This window comes from Micromonospora sp. Mcm103 (genome assembly GCF_024519755.1).
Lineage (GTDB): Bacteria > Actinomycetota > Actinomycetes > Mycobacteriales > Micromonosporaceae > Micromonospora > Micromonospora aurantiaca.
In genome coordinates this window covers 120,049-137,176 of sequence record NZ_JALJRJ010000003.1, presented here as the reverse complement: position 1 = coordinate 137,176, position 17,128 = coordinate 120,049, and the positions used below count along the sequence as shown (strand labels likewise).

Sequence of the window (17,128 nt, the reverse complement as noted above, 5' to 3'; positions counted from 1 at the left end):
TCAACGGGACGGGCGGGGTTAGTCCGTCGCCAGGTCGGGGCGGTGTTCCCTGATCCACTTCTCGACGTCGGACTTCCGCCAGACCTTGCCCATCGCCAGCACGGCGATCGGCTCCGGGAAGTTGCGTTGGTTGGCGATCACGGATGCGCGCTGACGCGACACGTTGCCGAGCATCGCCCGGATCTCCGACACGCCCACCAGCTCCACACGTTGACGATGGCAGCGTCGGCGTCGCCGAACAGCGACAACTACGGAGACTATTGACGATGACAACAGGAGGCGACACGATCGGGGGATGACCGTGAGGAACTGTTCTCCCGTACCCGATCGCAGTCGCCGTGTCGTGCGGCCGCACGTACCGATGCGGCCCCTGTGGTTGTGCCGGGTGTGCGCGGCCCCCTGGCCGTGCCCGCCGGCCCGCCTGTTGCTGCTGCTGGACTACCGGCGCGACCGCGTCGCCCTGTCCATCCACATGGCGGGCTGCCTGTTCGACGCCACCGCCGACCTGATGGCCGCCAACCCGAACCCGGCCGACCTGTTCGACCGTTTCATCGGGTGGACCGCTCGCCGGTAGGTGCTGTGTCGTTGACGGTAGTGCGCATTGCGCACTAGTGTGCTGAGCGTGGATACCACGCAGCTCCTCAAGGGCGTGCTCGACCTGGCGGTGCTCGCTGTGCTCAAGGACGAGGACGGATACGGCTACGACATCCTGCGGCGGCTGCGCGAGGCCGGCCTGACCGAGGTCGGCGACGCCTCGGTCTACGGCACGCTGCGCCGGCTGTTCGCGGCAGGCCTGCTCACCACGTACGTGGTGCCGAGCGAATCCGGGCCGCACCGCAAGTACTACTCGCTGAACGCGGCCGGGCGTGACCAGCTCACCCGCTCCGGCAAGACCTGGCGCTCGTTCGCCACCACCATGGACGCACTGCTCGACGATCGGGGGATGGCGGCATGACCGTCATGGGGCAGGAGATCACGGACTACGTTGACCGGGTACGCGCGGCGCTCGCCGACCTGCCGCCGGCGGTCCGCGACGAGCTGACCGAGGACCTGCCGGAACACCTCGCCGAGGTGGCAGCCGAGGGCGACGGCGCACTCGTGGACCGGCTGGGCACCCCCGAGGCGTACGCGGCCGAGCTGCGCGCCGCCGCCGGTGCCGGCGAGGGGCGGCGGCCGGCGCGCTTCCACCGGCTGGCCGAGGCTCGGAAGCAGGCGGCCACTCAGGTACGTCTGCTGGATCGTCAACTCGGCCCGGTGCTCGGGCACGAGACGGTGAGCGACTTCCTCCGTCCGCTGCGCCCGGCCTGGTGGCTGGTGCGCGGATGGCTGGCCGCGCTGATCGTGGCGTGGATGGTGGACGGCCGGTCCGGCCTGGTGCCCCGGCTGGACGGCAACAGCTCGATGGGGATGCTGCTGCTCATCGGCGCGATCGTCGCGTCCATGTGGTGGGGCCGTCGCTCGGCCGGGATCACCGGGTGGCGGCGGCAACTGCACCAGATCGGCACCGCCGCGCTGCTGTTGTTCTCCTTCGCCGTGCTGGCTCAGGTGGACGAGCGCGCCGACACCGACAGCTACGGCAGTTACGAGCAGACGTCGGTGGACCACCGGTACGAGCGGATCGAGGACGTCTTCGTCTACGACCAGCAGGGGCGGCTGATCCGCGACGCACGGCTCTTCGACCAGAACGGCGTGCCGATCACGCTCGGCTGGCCGAGCTGCATGGCCGACACGGGCGCGGTGCCGGAGATGCGTAACACCTACCCGTACTGCCCGGAGTTGGCGCCGTTCGGCCCGCCGGTCTCGCCGTCGATCGCCCCGCCCGCACCCGCGCCCACCGACAGCATCACCCCATCCGCGGCCCCGCCGCCCGCCCCGTCCACCCCCAGCGCTTCCCCGGAACCCACGTCAACCCCCTGAGTGCGCTCGACCGCGCGAGATCTTGGAAGGAAACGGCCCTCATAAGGGCCGCAATCTTCCAAGATCTCGCGCGGAGCCGCTGTCAGGCGATGGCGGCGATGTCACCGTCGTCGAAGTAGATCGCCTGATGGAGTCGGCCACCCAGGGCGGCGGCGAATCGGGCCACCACCTCGTGGCCGGAGATGTTTCCCTGCTCGATCTGGGAGACCCGTCCCTTGGTGACGCCCATCCGGTCGGCGACCTGCTGCTGGGTCAAGCCGCGCGCTCGCCGTACCTCCGCGAGGCGATGGCCGACGACCTCGGCGAGGAGTTCCTGCTTACCCGCATCGACTGCCTCTTCCCCGCCGGCCCGGGCGACGTGGTCGGCGCGGATGTCCTGCCACCGGGAGTAGTCGCTCATGCCTTTCCCTCCTCTCGTGCCCGGTCCTTGAGGTAGAGCTCGTAGCGGTGCTCGGCGACGGGAATGGCCTCCTGATACCACGTCTTCCATCGGCCGGACTTGTCGCCGGCGACCAGGAGGATGCTCGACGAGGGGCCGTCCGAGTCCTGGTCCGTGCTCGGCCAGGAGGTCGATCACCTGCACCACCCGCGCATGGGTGGACGCGTCGAGAGTGTCGAGCCACTGCCGCACCTCGTCGACCAGGTAGACGTCCCAGTCTCCAGCCACCACGGGAGCTGGTTTAGCAATCGCTATACCCGGCGTGTGTACCTGTCCGGCGGTTCGACAGGAGGTGAATGCCACTGTTGTTCCGTCTTCCCCGCGCCGGTGACGGCGTGGCACGCTACCGGCACGTAGCAGCCAACTGGGCGACCAGCCAATGATGACTGACCGCTAGGAGGACGGGCCCATGGGCGAGATGGTGAGCTTCACCGGCAACGGGGGGACGAGCGAGGGGTATCTCGCGATACCCTCCGGCGGTGCGGCCAGCCCGGCGGTCATCGTCATCCAGGACTGGTGGGGACTGGTGCCCCACGTCCGGGCCGTGGTGGACCGCTTCGCCGAGGCCGGCTTCGTCGCCCTCGCGCCCGACTTCCGGCACGGCGGCCCGGCCGTGAAGCCGACCGAGCCGCGACTGATGCTGAACAGCTCCCAGATGGACGAGGCGGCCAGCGACATCGCCGCCGCAGCCGAATACCTGGCGAGCCGGTCCGAGGTCGCCGGCAAGGTGGGCTGCGCCGGGTTCTGCGCGGGCGCCAGCCTGGCCCTGTGGTCCGCCACGTTCTCCGAGCGCATCGTCGCGACCGCCGGGTTCTACCCGCGCCTGCCCTGGGAGGGCATGGCCACCGACTGGGCCGACTACGCCGGGAAGGCAGCGCTCATCCACTGCTCCGAGGCGGACGGCCTGTCCGCCGCCGACGGGGTGCAGAGCGTACGCCGGTCCATCGAGTCCGCCGGTGGCACCTGCCAGACGTTCGACTACCCGGGCACCGCGCACGCCTTCTTCAACGAGGACCGGCCGGAGCACTTCGACCAGCGGGCGGCCGCCACCGCCTGGGCCCGCACGCTGGAACTGTTCCGGGCGAAGCTTGGCTGAGTCGCGTACCCCGCAGGACGTGGTCGCCCGCGCCGCGCGGGCGGCCGACCTGGCCGACCTCGACGGCGCGGTCAGCGACTGCTTCGCCTGCCCACGCCTGGTGACGTGGCGAGAGGAGGTCGCCCGGGTCAAGCGGGCGGCCTTCCGCGACCAGGACTACTGGGGACGGCCGGTGCCCGGCCTCGGGCCGGCGGACGCCCGGATCGCGATCCTCGGCCTGGCGCCGGCCGCGCACGGCGGCAACCGCACCGGCCGGATCTTCACCGGGGACCGGTCCGGTGACGTGCTGTTCGCCGCGCTGCACCGCGCCGGGCTGGCCAACCAGCCGACGAGCGTGTCCGCCGACGACGGCCTGACGCTGCGCGACACCCGCATCTTCGCCGCCGTGCGGTGCGCGCCGCCGGACAACAAACCCACCCCGGACGAGCGGGACACCTGCGCGCCGTGGCTGCACCGCGAGGTCGGGTTGATCCGGCCCACGCTGCGCGTCGTGGTCGCGCTCGGCGCGTTCGCGTGGGCCGCGTGGTGGCCGGTGCTACGCCAGGTGTACGGCCAGCGACCGCCCACTCCGCGACCGGTGTTCGGCCATGGGGCACACTGGTCCGGCGAGTCGGTGCCGGCGTTGCTGGGCTGCTATCACGTCAGCCAGCAGAACACGTTCACCGGCCGGCTCACACCGGCGATGCTGGACGACGTGTTCACCCGGGCGAAGGACCTGGCCGGGGTGGACTGAGGAACACCTGAGGCGGTGGGATGGATTTCGGCGTACTGCGCAGGTGGTGGCCGGTCGCCGCGGTGGCGGTGCTGCTCGCGCTCGCCGCGTTCGCCGCCGGTCACTCCGCCATCGGGGCCAGCCGGATCCCGCCCGCCGCCGACACCATCCCGTACGTGCCGGACTACCCCTCGCCCGAGGCGGTGCCGTCGATCCCGGTCGAACCCCGCGACGTGGGCGAGTCCACGTCGGGCGGTGTGCCCGACTGGCTGGCCACCACCGCCGTGGCGTTGCTGTTCGCGGCGGTGCTGGGCGCCGTCGGGTACGTCCTGTGGAACGTGCTCCGGGGCGCGCTGCGGCGCACGACTCGCGCGGTGCCGGTGCGGCGCTCGCGGCGTACCGCGGAGGGGACCGCCCGTGAGGTGGTGGCCGCGCTCGACGCCGGACTCGTCGAACTGGACGACCGCTCCACCGACCCGCGGACCGCTGTGATCGCCTGCTGGGTACGCCTGGAGGAGGCCGCCGAGGACGCGGGTGTGCCCCGGCACACCGGTGACACCCCGACCGACCTGGTCGGCCGGCTGCTGCGCGGCGACCCGGCGGCCGGGATCCCGGCGATCGCCAGTGCCGACGTGCTCGACGGTTTCGCGCACGTCTACCGGGAGGCCCGCTACGCCACGCACCCGGTCGACGAGCACACCCGGGACCAGGCCCGCGCCGCGCTGCGCCGGTTGCGCGGCGAGTTGACCAGCCTGGCGGGGGAGGCGTCGTGAGCACCAGCATCGACGACCTGATGTCGTTCGGCGAGGAGCCCGCCGGGGAGGCCGAGCGTCCGTCCGGTGGCGGCCGGGCGCGCGCGCTGCTGCGGACCGCCGCGGTCACCGCGGCCGTCGTCGTGGTGATCGTGGTCGGGCTGCGCGCGGTCGGCCTGAAGGTGCCGATCTGGATCATCGTGGCCGGGGTGCTCGCCGTGCTCGCCGTACGCCGGGTCACCACCGCGCTCTCACCCCCGCCGCCGCCCCGCGCGGGTGCCCGGGCGCCCGCCGGCGAGGAGCCCGGCACCTGGAACTGGTCCGCCCGGGACGCGCTGCGTACCGCGATCAACGGCTGGGAGCGCCCGCTGGACTGGTCCGCCGACAACCGGGAGCGGTTCACCGAACGCATCCTGCCGCGCCTCGGCGAGCTGGCCGACGAACGGCTGCGTCAACGGCACGGCGTCACCCGTGAGTCCGACCCGGCCCGCGCCCGAGCCCTGCTGGGCGAGCCACTGTGGACGTTCCTCGCCACCCCCGTCCGCCGCACTCCGTCGCCGCGCGACCTCGCGGCGATCGTCGCCGAACTGGAGAAGATCTGATGAACGACGTGGACCGGAGCATGGCTCCCGCCGAGGTGGGCCGGCTCGCCCGGGCCGTGCTGGAGGCGGTCGGCACCGTCGTGGTCGGCAAGCGGGACGCGCTGGAGCTGGTGCTGGCCGGCATCCTCGCCGGTGGTCACGTGCTGCTGGAGGATCTGCCCGGCCTGGGCAAGACGCTGACCGCGCGCTGTTTCGCGCAGGCGCTCGGGCTGGACTTCCGGCGCCTCCAGTTCACCCCGGACCTGCTGCCCGCCGACGTGACCGGCTCGTTCCTCTACGACCAGAGCAGCGGCGACTTCGCCTTCCGGGCCGGGCCGGTGTTCACCAACCTGCTGCTCGCCGACGAGATCAACCGGACGCCGCCGAAGACGCAGTCGGCGCTGCTGGAGGCGATGCAGGAGAAGCAGGTCTCGGTGGAGGGCGTGACCTACCGCCTCGACGAGCCGTTCCACGTGCTCGCCACCGCAAACCCCATCGAGTACGAGGGCACGTACCCGCTGCCGGAGGCGCAGCTCGACCGGTTCCTGCTGCGGGTCTCGTTCGGCTACCCCAGCCACGACGAGGAGTGGGACGTGCTGCGCCGCCGGATCGCCCGCCGCCGCGAGGAGGCGGAGATCAAGCCGGTGGTGGACGCCGCCACGCTGCGCGCCATGCAGGCAGCGCTGGAGGACGTGGTGGTCGAGGACTCGGTCGGCCGCTACATCGTGGCGCTGACCGCCGCCACCCGGGAGCACCCGTCGGTGCTCGTCGGCGCGTCCCCGCGCGGCTCGCTGGCGCTGCTGCTGCTGTCCCGCGTCCGGGCGGTGCTCGCCAACCGGGACTACGTGGTGCCGGAGGACGTCAAGGCGGTGGCGGCGCCCGCGCTGGCGCACCGGATCACGCTGCGGCCGGAGATGTGGCTGCGCCGCGTCGACCCGTCGTTCGTGGTCGGCGAGGTGCTGGAGTCGACGCCCGCCCCGGCCAGCGGCGCGCTGCCCAGCTACGCCGCCGGACGCTGATGGACCGGGCCGACGCGGCGAGCGGCTGGGCGCCCACCTGGGCGCTCGGCCGGGCCGTGCTGCTCACCGGCGTACTGCTCGTGGCGGCAGTCCTGCTCGGCCGCATCGACCTGGTGGTGCTCGCCACGCCGTTCGCGCTCGGGACCGCGTACGCGCTGCGTCGCCGCCCCGCCGGGCTGCCCGAGCTGGAACTCGGCGTGGGGGACACCCACCTGGTCGAGGGCGCGCCGCTGGCCGCCACCGTCGCCGTGGCCAACCCCGACCTGATCGGGTACGACCTGGCTGTGGTCCGGACCCGGATGTCACGCTGGCTTCGGGTGGAGCAGGTCGGCTTCGGCGGCACCGGGCTGGACGTGAGCCGCTCCGGCGGGGCGGACCGCCCGTTCGTCACCTCCGTGCCGCGGGGCAGCGCCGTCGACCTGGAGCTGACCGGCACCGCCCTGCGGTGGGGGCGGCACCCGATCGGCCCGGCCGGGGTGCGGGTCGCCGCCGCCGACGGGCTGCTGGTCTCCCGCGCGGTGATCACCGACCCGATCCGGGCGCGGGTCTATCCGCGTACCGAGCCGTTCGACGCGGTCGAGGCGATGCCCCGGGCCGCCGGGCTGGTCGGCGGGCACCGGTCGCGGCGGCCGGGCGAGGGCGGCGAACTGGCCGGGGTACGCGTGTTCGCACCCGGCGACCGGCTGCGCCGGATCGACTGGCGGGTGTCGCTGCGGGCCCGCCAACTGCACGTCGCCGCCACGCTCTCGGACCGGGACGCCGAGGTGGTGGTGCTGCTGGACGTGCTGGCCGAGGCCGGGCGTTCCGGTGGCGTGAACGGCACCGCGTCGGTGCTGGACACCACCGTGCGGGCCGCCGCCGCGATCGCCGAGCACTACCTGCACCGCGGTGACCGGGTGTCGATGCTGGAGTACGGCCCGGCCGCCCGCCGACTGCGTCCGGCCACCGGGCGGCGGCAGTACCTCACCGTGCTGGAGTGGCTGCTCGACGTGCAGGCCACCACGTCCCCGCACGAGCCGTACGACCAGGTCTTCGGCCCGCAGGTGCTCTCCTCGGACGCGCTCGTGGTGGTCCTCACGCCGCTGCTCGACGAGCGGTCCGCGCAGATGCTGGCCCGGCTGGCCCGGGGTGGCCGGTTCGTGGTGGCGGTGGACACGCTGCCGGCCGAGCTGCCGATGCCGAAGGAACGGGGCTGGGCCGAGGTGGCGTACCGGCTGTGGCGGCTGGACCGGGACACGATGATCGGCCAGCTCCGCGAGCACGGCGTGCCGGTGGTGCGCTGGGCGGGCGCGGGCAGCCTGGACGAGGTGCTGCGCGACGTGGCCCGGCTGGCGACCGCCCCGAAGGCGGGACTGCGGTGAGCGCGAGGAACGCAGCGAAGCGGAGTCCCGCAGTCGCGAACGAAAGGCCGGCTCAGTGACGGACGCCCTGGTCGAGCGGGTGCGGGCGCTGCGGTACGCGGCCGCCCGGGTCAGTCCGCTGCCGCTGCTCGTACGCGGCGGCATCTTCCTCACCGTGCTGGCCGGCTTCCTGCTCGCGTATCCGGTGCAGGCCCTCACCCCGCGCTCGCTGCTGGCCATGACGGTGGCCGCGGTGCTCCCGGCGGCCGGGCCGCGCCGGATCTGGCCGACGTTCACCGCGCTGGTGACAGTCGGCGGCTGGCTGCTGGCCACGCTCGGCTTCGACCGGCCACCGGCGCTGTGGCGGCTGCTCGCCGTGGCGACGCTGCTCTACCTGGCGCACTCGCTCTGCGCGCTGGCCGCGCTGCTGCCCTACGACGGGCTGATCGATCCGGACGTGGTGCTGCGGTGGCTGGGCCGGGTGGGCGGCGTGGTGCTCGCCAGCGCCGTGCTCGGCGTGGTGCTGGCGTGGCTCGGGGGAGTGGGCGGCACGGACGGCTCCCAGGCCGCGACAGTGGCGGGACTGCTGGTGGCGGTGGGACTCAGCGGCTTGCTGGGCTGGCTGCTCCGGCGCAGATGACCCAGCGTTCCGGGGACGTTGCGCAGGTCACACCGGTTGTGCTCCGTCACAGAAGGGGGTCTCGCGCGGGATTACCCGAAGCACCCGGGGAAAGATAGATGACGTGAACCCGAAGCGGATCCTTGTCGTGGGTGCCGGTCACGTGGGCCTGTACGCCGCTCTGCGCCTGTCCAAGAAGCTGAGCAGGCGTGAGGCGGAGGTCATCGTCGTCGACCCGCAGCCGCACATGACGTACCAGCCGTTCCTCCCGGAGGCATCGGCGGGCAACATCTCCCCTCGGCACGCCGTGGTGCCGCTGCGGCGGGAGTTGCGCAAGTGCACCGTGGTGGCGGGCACCGTCACCCGGATCGACCACGACCGCATGACCGCCGTGGTGCAGCCGATCAGCGGCCCGGCCCGGGAGATCCAGTACGACCACGTGGTCGTCGCCCCCGGCTCGGTCTCCCGCACCCTGCCGATCCCCGGCCTGCACGAGAACGGCATCGGGTTCAAGACCATCGGCGAGGCCATCTTCCTGCGCAACCACGTGCTGGACCGGCTCGACGTGGCGGCCTCCACCACCGACCCGGCGGTCCGCAGCCGTGCGCTGACGTTCGTCTTCGTGGGCGGCGGCTACGCCGGCATCGAGGCGCTCGCCGAGATGGAGGACATGGCCCGGGACGCGCTGCGCTACTACCCGGAGCTGAAGCCGGAGGACATGCGCTGGGTGCTCGTCGAGGCGACCCAGCGGGTGCTGCCCGAGGTCGACCGGGACATGGGCGCCTACACGGTGCAGCAGCTGATGAAGCGGGACATGGACATCCGCCTGGACACCCGGCTGGAGTCCTGCGTCGACGGTGTGGTGAAGCTCTCCGACGGCGACAGCTTCCCGTCCGACACCATCGTCTGGACCGCCGGTGTGAAGCCGTCGCCGATGCTGGACGCGACGGACTTCCCGCGTGACGAACGCCGCCGGGTCACCTGCCGGCCGACGCTGCAGATCGTGGACGGCGACCGGGTGGTCGAGGGCGCGTGGAGCGCCGGTGACTGCGCCGCCGTACCGGACCTGACCAAGGAGCCGGGCAACTTCTGCTCCCCGAGCGCCCAGCACGCGGTGCGGCAGGCGGCGCGGATGGCCGACAACATCGCGAACGTGATCCGCGGGCGCGAGCCGGTCGACTACAAGCACAAGCACGCCGGCAGCGTGGCGAGCCTCGGCCTGCACAAGGGCGTGGCGCAGGTCTACGGCATCAAGATGACCGGCTGGCCGGCGTGGTTCATGCACCGGACGTACCACATGTCGCGGATCCCCTCGTTCAACCGCAAGGTGCGCGTGGTGGTCGACTGGACGCTGGCGTTCTTCCTCAAGCGTGAGGTGGTCGCGCTGGGCCAGCTGCACGACCCGCGCGAGGAGTTCGCCGAGGCGTCCGCCCCGCCGGTCGCCGCGCGCGTCTGACGCGTTTCGGGTAAGGGCCCTTTCCGTACGGGAGGGGCCCTTCGCCGTGTCCGGGCTCAGAAGCGCCAGGTCCAGGCGTCGGCGAGCCGCGTACCCGGCCGCCCGAACAGCTGCTCCACGGTGCGGCGCAGCATCTCCGCGTGCGGCGTCTCGTCTGTCACCGCGACGCACGAGGCGTGCCAGAAATCGACGTCCCGCGCGGCCTGGCGGCGTTGCCGGTCACCGATCGCGGGCGCCACGCCCCGGCGGGCCACGTCGGCGAGCAGCGCCGAGGTGGGACGCTGCCAGGTGCCCATGGTGGCCGAGCCGTGCGGGCCGTACGGGCCGATGAAGAAGCCCTCCGGCATGGCGAACGCGACGCCGGTGGCGGTGGCCCAGCGCATCGGCCAGGGATCCTGCGGGGTGGCGGTGGGCACCGGCACCAGCACCCCGCCGGGGCGTACGCACTGCCGCCAGTGGCCGCCGGTGACGAACTCGGGCAGCGGCGGCCGGTCCATCGTGGGCAGCGGCGTGGGAAGGACACTGAGCAGCGCGGCGCCGACCGCGAACGGGACGACCCGGCGGGCCCGCCCGGATTCGCCGAGTGCCCGGTGCACGGCGAGGGTGAGCACGGTGCCGACGAGCGGCAGCACCGCCAGCGCGAAACGCATCGGCAGCGCGCCGTCCACCACCGGCAGCCCGGCCAACAGCGCGTACGGGCCGGGAATCCCGGTCCGCTCGCCGCCCGCCACTACCTCCGGGCCGAGCGCGAGCGCGGCCATCGTCAGCGCCCCGGCCACGAGCGCCACCACCGGGGCCCGCCGCCCCAGCCAGACCGCGCAGGCGGCGGCTACCAGCAGCAACGGCCGGCCCAGGAACGTGGTGAACTCGGCCGGGCCGGTGGTGAGCCGTACCGCCTCCGGGCTGCCGAACACCGTCAGCGCGGACAGGCGGGTCCAGCCGATCAGGTCGGCGGAGAAGTAGGCGGGCGGGAACATGCCGTCCGCGACGCCCTGCGGGCCGGCGAACTGCACCCACAGCGGATACGCCAGCACCGGCAGCGCCAGCCCGGCGGCGACGAGCAGGCCACCGGCGAACCCGGAACCGGCCCGGCGCAGCAGATCCCGGTCGGCCAGCCCGTACGCGACGGCGGTCACCGCCAGGGTGAGCGCGGCGAGGAACAGCACCTCCTCGCCGACGAAGACCTGCACGGTGACGACCGCGGCGAGCCCGGCCGCGGAGGAGGCCGTGCGGCGGCGGTCCGGACCGTCCGGGCGACCGGCCGGGTCGGCGGCGCGCAGCAGCCGGACCACGAGCCAGACCAGCACCGGGACCAGCCACTGCGCGGTCATGTGCAGGTGGCCGTTGCTCTGCGAGACCATGCCCGGCCCGAAGCCGCAGAGCGCCGCGCCGAGCGCGGCAGCGAGCCGGCGGGCCCGCAGGACGCGGGTGAACAGCAGGTACCAGGCGAGCGCCGTACCGGCCATGTTCACGGCGACGAGCAGCGCGAACGTGACAGGCGCCCCGAACGCCAGCGTGACCGGGGCGAGCAGCACGCCGAGCGCCACGACCGAGGTGTTCGCCATCAGGTTGACCCCGTCCGGCGCGTTCAGCCGGCCGGTGACCAGGCTCAGCTCGCCGCGCAGGGCACGCGCGTCCAGCGCCAGGAACCACTCGTACAGCGTCTGGTCTGCGGGGTTGAGGGCGAGTGCGCGCGTGCCCGGCGCCGGCCAGAGGCCGTGGGTGAGCCAGGCGGCGAGCGCGACGAACGCCAGCCCCACGAGCAGGTCCGCGCGGTGCCGGCGGACGGCGGCCGTCACCCGCCGCGCGACCCCCGCCGGACCGGCCGCCCGGCGGTGATCGGGCCGGAGGGCCGGGCGGGCGGCGCTGGTCACGGCCTCGACCATAACGGCCGCACCCGCCGGGGTACGCCGCGTCGCGGCCGAGCCGCTACGGTGAGATCTGCACCGCCGCGTGTCGACGCGCCGGTGTCACCCGCCCGGGTGGTGGAACGGCAGACACGGCCGCCTTAAAAGCGGCTGCCGCAAGGCGTGCGGGTTCGACCCCCGCCCCGGGCACGTCAACTCTCAGCTTTCCCACAGCTAGCCGTAGCGCGCGCGATTGCGCCCACGTCTACCCTGGAGTAGCACGTCTTTCGTGCGATCGACCCCCTGAGGGAGGCCTGAGAAGTGAAGACCTCGAACCCGGTGCTCGCCCGGCTCGGCCAGGCGGCAGAGCGTGAGCGGGCGGCCGGGTACGCCCAGCCCGGGCCGTACGGTCAGCCCGGATACCCCCAGCAGTACCCGCAGCAGCAGTACCCGCAGCAGCCCTACGCCCAGCCCTACCCGGGCGGCTACGGCCAGCCGGTGGCCCCGCCCACCGTGACCCCGATGACCCTCGACGACGTGGTCGTCAAGACGGTCCTCATGCTCGCCATCCTCGGCGCCTCGGCCGCGGCGGCCTGGGTACTCGTGCCGGACTCGCTCGTCGGCGTCGCGTGGATCGGCGCCGCGGTCGTCGGCCTGGTGCTCGGCCTGATCATCTCGTTCTCGCGGATGGCCAACCCGGCGCTCGTCGTGGCGTACTCGGTCATCGAGGGCGTCTTCGTCGGCATGGTCAGCAAGGCGTTCGAGTCGCTCTACGACGGCATCGTGCTCCAGGCGGTCGTGGCCACGTTCGGCGTCTTCTTCCTGATGGCGATGATCTACAAGGCGCGGATCATCCGGGCCACGCCGAAGTTCGCCCGGATCATGGTGGCGATCATGGCCGGCCTGTTCGGCGTGATGCTGGTCAACCTGGTGCTGGCGCTGTTCGGCGTCAACACCGGCCTGCGTGACGGCAGCCCGCTCGCGATCGGCTTCAGCCTGGTCTGCATCGTGGTGGCGTCGCTGAGCTTCGTGCTCAACTTCGCCGACATCGAGGAGGGGGTCCGGATGGGCCTCCCGCAGCGCTACTCCTGGACCGCCGCCTTCGGCATCGTGGTCGGCCTGGTCTGGCTCTACATCGAGATCCTGCGGCTGCTCAGCTACTTCCAGGGCGACGACTGACATCACGCCCTCCCCGACGACGCCCGCCTGCCGCATCCGCGGCGGCGGGCGTCGCCGTTTCCCCGTCCCCGCCGGGCCGCCCGGGGCAGAGTGGGGTCCGGGTACGTGGGCGGGAGGTGGTCACGGTGCGCAGTGCCAACCCGGTGCTGGACCGGCTGGACGACGTCGGCCGCGCCGAGCGGCAGGTGCTCGGGGTCGGTACCGCCGACACGATGACGGTGGCCGACGTGGTCAGCCGGACCGTGGGTCTGCTGCTGGTCACCGGTGTCACGGCGGCGGTGTCCTGGGTGGTGGTGCCGCAGGCCGCGTGGATCTCCGCCGCGCTCGCCGGAAGCGCGCTGGCCAGCCTGGCCCTGGTGCTCGTCATCTCGCTGAAGCAGATCACCAGCCCGCCGGTCATCGTCGGGTACGCCGTTCTGCAAGGGCTGCTTCTCGGGGTGGCCAGCCGCGCCTTCGAACTGGTCTATCCGGGCATCGTGGCGCAGGCGGTGGTCGGCACGTTCGGCGTCTTCCTCGGCATGGCCGTGCTCTACCGGGCCCGTCTGGTCCGCGCCACCCCGCGCCTGGCCCGGCTGGTCATCGGCATGCTCGTCGGGATCGTGGCGATCGGCCTGGTCAACCTGTTCGCGTACCTGTTCACCGGGCGGCAGGGCGTGGTGGTCTACAGCCTCAGTGACCGGGTGGGCTGGTTGCCGTACCTGTTCTCGGTGGTGGCGATCATCGCGGGTGCGCTCAGCTTCATCCTCGACTTCGACCTGGTCGAGCGGTCGGCCGCGAACCGGCTGCCCCGCCGCTACGCGTGGTACTGCGCCTTCGGTCTGCTGGTCGGGCTGATCTTCCTGTACTGGCAGATCCTCCGCCTGCTCAGCTACGTACGACGCTGACGCCGGCTGAACATGCTCCGGCCGGGTGTCGCCGTAGACTCGGCGGCGATGAGCGCAGCGGAACTGGACCGGGCGGTGACCCTGCTGGTCCGACAGGTCGGGCACTGGCAGCAGCCGCGCTGGTCGGCCAAGGCGGACGGCGGGAACGTGTCCCGGGCCGACCTGGTGCACAAGCTGGTCCAGGAAATCGCCAACCTGGCCGCCGACGCGGCCGGTGAGCCGCGCCGCGACGTGCCCCGCCTCCCCAGCGACCTGGCCCTGCCCGACCAGCTCCGCGTGGTAGCCGCCGATCTGACCCTCGCCGCGCCCCCGGACCAGGTCCTGGCCACCGCCACCGACGCGGTAATCCGAACCCGCACCGCCCTCTGACAGTGCCCTGGTCTCGTTGATCATGAAGTTGGCGGCGACAAAACGGACGTCGATCGCCGCTAACCTCATGATCGACGGAGGAGGGGGACGGTCAGGGCTTGAGCCAGCGGCGCACCTTGCGGTGTCTTGAGCGGTCGCGGGCCTGCAGGACGGCAGGACGGTCGTGGCCGGCGGCCTCGGCCTGCCTCGCGTGCAGCAGACCGTAGGTGAACGTGTTCTCGCCGTCGGCGTACGCCTGGAGCGCCTGCCGTCGCAGCACCTCCCGGGTGACCACCGAGTCCTGGTGGGTGCCGAGCAGGTCCTGGAGCGCCTTGAACCGCTTCACCAGGCGAGCGGCCCGCTTGCCGGCGGCCGGCTCGCGCACCTCCACCGCGTAGCGGGCGGCCTTGAGCTTCTTGCGCGCCTCGTGCAGCGCGGCGTCCCCGTCCGGCCCGGTGATGGCGAGCGCCCGGTCCAGCCGGGTGTCGGCGCGGCGTACCGCCTTGCGGATCCGGCGGTCCATCCAGCGCCGGCCGACGTCGGCGGGCGGGGCGTCGGCCAGCCGGTCCAGGCGGGCCAGCAGGGCGGGGTAGCGGTCGGAGTCCAGCGCGGACCGCAGCGCGATGGTCGCCTCGGCCAGGTCGGCGGCGAACCGTTCGCCGATCCGCGCCGCCACCGGGCCGAGCACCAGCTCGTCCGGCAGTTCGTGCACCGCCTCGGTGAGCCGGGCGGCCATCACCTGGGTGTCGCGGACCCGGCCCAGCTCGCTGCCGAGCCGGCGCAGCTCGGCCCGGACCGCCTCGCTCTCCCGGCGGTCCCACAACCCCCGGAAGGTACGCAGCGTCGCCCGCAACCGGCGGGTCGCGACGCGCATGTCGTGGATCGCGTCCTCGCCCCCCTGGTACGCGGCCGCGTGATTGCCGACGATCGCGTCCCGCTGTGCCCTGACGTACGCGAGGACCGGTCCCGCCGGACCGTCCGGTTCCCGGTCGTCGAAGCGCTCGATCCGGCCGGCGACGGCCCGGTGCGACTTGCTGACCGCCACCTCGCGGGCTCCTGCCGCGCGCAGCCGCTCCCCGAGGGCGTCGAGCAGCGCCTCGTCGCCCTCGACCAGCTCGATCTCGATCTCGTGCCAGGTCCGCGCGGTGCCGTCCACCAGGTCCTCGGACCGGACGTCGTCCTCGGCCACCTCGGCCAGCACCCGGCCGTCCGCGTCGAGCAGCCGGTGCTCCCGGCGGCGGTTGACGACCCGGGCCGCCGGAGCGACAGGGCGACCGCGCGACGCGCCCCGGATCAGCGCGACCAGCTCGGGCGGCGGGCCGTCGTCGGACGCCCCGGCCGGGAACTGGTGCTCCACCCGGGCGCCACCCACAGCGCCCACCTTGAGGTGCCAGCCCGCGTCGTGCCCGCCGGTACGCCGACGCAGCGCGTGCCCGCTGCGCAGCAGGAGCAGGTCGTCGGTGTCCCAGTAGACGGCGTCCAGATCCGAGACGGTGGCGTCGGACATGGTCACGACGCCACCGCACCCGGTCAGGTCGGGCAGCCGGAAACCCTCGTCGCCGGAGTACTTGCGCTCACGTTCCACGACGGTCGCCATGCGGCCTCCCGTACCCGGCCCGCGCACCGGCGAACCGGTCTCAGCTCAGTCGTTCGAGCACCATCGCCATGCCCTGGCCACCGCCGACGCACATGGTCTCCAGGCCGATGGTCTTGTCGTGCCACTCCAGCGCGTTCAGCAGCGTGCCGGTGATCCGGGCGCCGGTCATGCCGAACGGGTGGCCGACGGCGATCGCGCCACCGGCGACGTTCAACTTCTCCTCCGCGATGCCGAGCTGCCGGTACGAGGGGATCACCTGGGCGGCGAACGCCTCGTTGATCTCGACCAGGTCGACGTCGTCGATGGTCATGCCGGCCCGCTTGAGCGCCTGCTTCGACGCCTCGACCGGGCCCAGGCCCATGATCTCGGGGGAGAGCGCTGTGACACCGGTGGAGACGATCCGGGCCAGCGGGGTGAGCCCCAGCTCGGACGCGCGCTGGGCGCTCATGATCACCACGGCGGCGGCGCCGTCGTTGAGCGGGCAGCAGTTGCCGGCGGTGATCCGGCCGTCCGGGCGGAACACCGGCTTCAGGCCGGCCACCGCCTCCAGCGTCACCCCGGCACGCGGGCCGTCGTCGGTGCTGACCACCGTGCCGTCCGGCGTGGTGACCGGGGTGATCTCGCGGGCCCAGAAGCCGTCGGCGATCGCCTTCTCGGCGAGGTTCTGGCTGCGGACGCCGAACGCGTCCATGTCCTCGCGGGTCACGTCGTACGCCTGGGCCAGGTTCTCGGCGGTCTGTCCCATGGCGAGGTAGATGTCCGGGAGCTGCCCGGCCTCGCGCGGGTCGGTCCATACCTCGGCACCGCCCTGGGCGCGGGCCGCGGAACGCTCCCGAGCCTCGGCGAAGCGGGGGTTCTCCCAGCCGCCGCCGACGAGCGCCTGCGCCTCCGGCGGCAGCGTGTCCGAGTTGCCCCGGGCATACCGGGACACCATCTCCACGCCGGCGGAGATGAACACGTCACCCTCGCCGGCCCGGATCGCGTGCATCGCCATCCGGGTGGTCTGGAGCGAGGACGCGCAGTAGCGGGTCAGCGTGGCACCGGGCAGGCCGTCGAGGCCCATCAGGGTGGCGACCACCCGGGCCATGTTGAAGCCCTGCTCACCGCCGGGCAGACCGCACCCGAGGTAGAGGTCGTCGATGGTGGTGGGATCGAGCGCCGGGACCTTGTCGAGGACGGCCTGGACGATGGTGGCGGCGAGGTCGTCCGGGCGGACCTCGCGGAGGGAACCCTTGAACGCGCGGCCGATGGGGGACCGGGCGGTGGCGACGATGACGGCGTCGCGGGGCGACTCAATCGGCATGAGCCAACGTTAACGCGCGAGTAACATGCCCGGGAAGCC

Annotated in this window: 19 protein-coding genes, 1 tRNA gene and 1 pseudogene; 15 read left to right on the top strand and 6 right to left on the bottom strand. The window is 73.0% G+C overall.

The annotated features are described in order from the left end of the window. Positions 1–18 precede the first annotated feature (18 nt). Positions 19–207 carry a hypothetical protein gene (locus tag OC439_RS05545; RefSeq protein WP_176921700.1) on the bottom strand — a complete coding sequence of 63 codons (189 nt, stop codon included), beginning with the start codon at positions 205–207 and terminating at the stop codon, positions 19–21. Between the two features lie 178 nt (positions 208–385). Here OC439_RS05545 and OC439_RS05540 point away from each other — a divergent pair, with 178 nt between their 5' ends. Genes OC439_RS05540 through OC439_RS05530 form a run of 3 tightly spaced genes read left to right on the top strand, consistent with a single transcriptional unit; the run spans position 386 to position 1,917 of the window. Then, positions 386–574, top strand: a complete 189-nt coding sequence (locus OC439_RS05540) for a hypothetical protein (protein WP_262012513.1) — start codon at positions 386–388, stop codon at positions 572–574. Positions 575–622: 48 nt separating this feature from the next. Next, positions 623–955, top strand: a complete 333-nt coding sequence (locus tag OC439_RS05535) for a PadR family transcriptional regulator (protein ID WP_030271259.1) — start codon at positions 623–625, stop codon at positions 953–955. Beyond that, on the top strand, positions 952–1,917 hold the full coding sequence (locus OC439_RS05530) for an HAAS signaling domain-containing protein (protein WP_262012512.1): 966 nt from the start codon (positions 952–954) through the stop codon (positions 1,915–1,917). Before OC439_RS05535 ends, OC439_RS05530 begins: the two co-directional genes overlap by 4 nt. Positions 1,918–1,999: 82 nt before the next feature. Here the strand turns inward: OC439_RS05530 and OC439_RS05525 are convergent, their stop codons facing one another. Both OC439_RS05525 and OC439_RS05520 read right to left on the bottom strand, forming a co-directional pair. Continuing rightward, on the bottom strand, positions 2,000–2,317 hold the full coding sequence (locus OC439_RS05525) for a helix-turn-helix domain-containing protein (protein WP_262012511.1): 318 nt from the start codon (positions 2,315–2,317) through the stop codon (positions 2,000–2,002). Then, positions 2,314–2,587: pseudogene (locus tag OC439_RS05520) on the bottom strand (DNA-binding protein). The gene OC439_RS05525 and the pseudogene OC439_RS05520 overlap by 4 nt, the downstream one beginning before the upstream one ends. A 178-nt stretch (positions 2,588–2,765) precedes the next feature. Between OC439_RS05520 and OC439_RS05515 the strand changes: the two are divergent. The 8 genes from OC439_RS05515 (at position 2,766) to OC439_RS05480 (ending at position 9,931) form a co-directional block, all read left to right on the top strand. Beyond that, positions 2,766–3,452 carry a dienelactone hydrolase family protein gene (locus OC439_RS05515; RefSeq protein ID WP_135243364.1) on the top strand — a complete coding sequence of 229 codons (687 nt, stop codon included), beginning with the start codon at positions 2,766–2,768 and terminating at the stop codon, positions 3,450–3,452. A 19-nt stretch (positions 3,453–3,471) separates the two neighbouring features. Next, on the top strand, positions 3,472–4,185 hold the full coding sequence (locus tag OC439_RS05510) for a uracil-DNA glycosylase (protein ID WP_262012748.1): 714 nt from the start codon (positions 3,472–3,474) through the stop codon (positions 4,183–4,185). Positions 4,186–4,205: 20 nt separating this feature from the next. Then, positions 4,206–4,937 (top strand): DUF4129 domain-containing protein, encoded by a 732-nt coding sequence (locus OC439_RS05505; protein WP_262012510.1) that lies wholly within the window; start codon positions 4,206–4,208, stop codon positions 4,935–4,937. A 20-nt stretch (positions 4,938–4,957) separates the two neighbouring features. Next, positions 4,958–5,518 carry a hypothetical protein gene (locus tag OC439_RS05500; RefSeq protein ID WP_402815138.1) on the top strand — a complete coding sequence of 187 codons (561 nt, stop codon included), beginning with the start codon at positions 4,958–4,960 and terminating at the stop codon, positions 5,516–5,518. Further along, entirely contained in the window at positions 5,518–6,516 is a 999-nt protein-coding gene (locus OC439_RS05495) for an AAA family ATPase (protein ID WP_194798551.1), read from the top strand. The genes OC439_RS05500 and OC439_RS05495 overlap by 1 nt, the downstream gene beginning before the upstream one ends. Continuing rightward, complete coding sequence (locus tag OC439_RS05490; RefSeq protein WP_262012508.1) at positions 6,516–7,877, top strand: DUF58 domain-containing protein; 1,362 nt, start codon at positions 6,516–6,518, stop codon at positions 7,875–7,877. Before OC439_RS05495 ends, OC439_RS05490 begins: the two co-directional genes overlap by 1 nt. Positions 7,878–7,932: 55 nt before the next feature. Further along, positions 7,933–8,496 carry a hypothetical protein gene (locus OC439_RS05485; protein ID WP_262012507.1) on the top strand — a complete coding sequence of 188 codons (564 nt, stop codon included), beginning with the start codon at positions 7,933–7,935 and terminating at the stop codon, positions 8,494–8,496. A gap of 103 nt (positions 8,497–8,599) precedes the next feature. After that, positions 8,600–9,931: an NAD(P)/FAD-dependent oxidoreductase gene (locus OC439_RS05480; protein ID WP_013284111.1), complete on the top strand. Its 1,332-nt coding sequence runs from the start codon at positions 8,600–8,602 to the stop codon at positions 9,929–9,931. 56 nt (positions 9,932–9,987) lie between these two features. Here OC439_RS05480 and OC439_RS05475 read toward each other — a convergent pair whose 3' ends face one another. Beyond that, positions 9,988–11,817 carry a hypothetical protein gene (locus OC439_RS05475; protein WP_315985909.1) on the bottom strand — a complete coding sequence of 610 codons (1,830 nt, stop codon included), beginning with the start codon at positions 11,815–11,817 and terminating at the stop codon, positions 9,988–9,990. 90 nt (positions 11,818–11,907) lie between these two features. Here OC439_RS05475 and OC439_RS05470 point away from each other — a divergent pair. From OC439_RS05470 to OC439_RS05455, 4 genes are all read left to right on the top strand, one after another. Beyond that, positions 11,908–11,988, top strand: a tRNA-Leu gene (locus OC439_RS05470). Positions 11,989–12,099: 111 nt separating this feature from the next. Beyond that, positions 12,100–12,957 (top strand): Bax inhibitor-1/YccA family protein, encoded by an 858-nt coding sequence (locus OC439_RS05465; protein WP_194798542.1) that lies wholly within the window; start codon positions 12,100–12,102, stop codon positions 12,955–12,957. A gap of 125 nt (positions 12,958–13,082) precedes the next feature. Beyond that, the gene (locus OC439_RS05460) at positions 13,083–13,841 is read left to right on the top strand and encodes a Bax inhibitor-1/YccA family protein (RefSeq protein ID WP_262012505.1); all 759 of its coding nucleotides are present in this window, start codon (positions 13,083–13,085) and stop codon (positions 13,839–13,841) included. Between the two features lie 48 nt (positions 13,842–13,889). Continuing rightward, positions 13,890–14,210, top strand: a complete 321-nt coding sequence (locus OC439_RS05455; protein WP_262012504.1) for a hypothetical protein — start codon at positions 13,890–13,892, stop codon at positions 14,208–14,210. Positions 14,211–14,301: 91 nt separating this feature from the next. Here OC439_RS05455 and OC439_RS05450 read toward each other — a convergent pair whose 3' ends face one another. Both OC439_RS05450 and OC439_RS05445 read right to left on the bottom strand, forming a co-directional pair. Then, a complete protein-coding gene (locus OC439_RS05450; protein WP_262012503.1) occupies positions 14,302–15,786 on the bottom strand; it encodes a CYTH and CHAD domain-containing protein in 1,485 nt (494 codons plus the stop codon). 40 nt (positions 15,787–15,826) lie between these two features. After that, a complete protein-coding gene (locus OC439_RS05445) occupies positions 15,827–17,089 on the bottom strand; it encodes an acetyl-CoA C-acetyltransferase (RefSeq protein WP_262012502.1) in 1,263 nt (420 codons plus the stop codon). Positions 17,090–17,128: the final 39 nt, after the last annotated feature.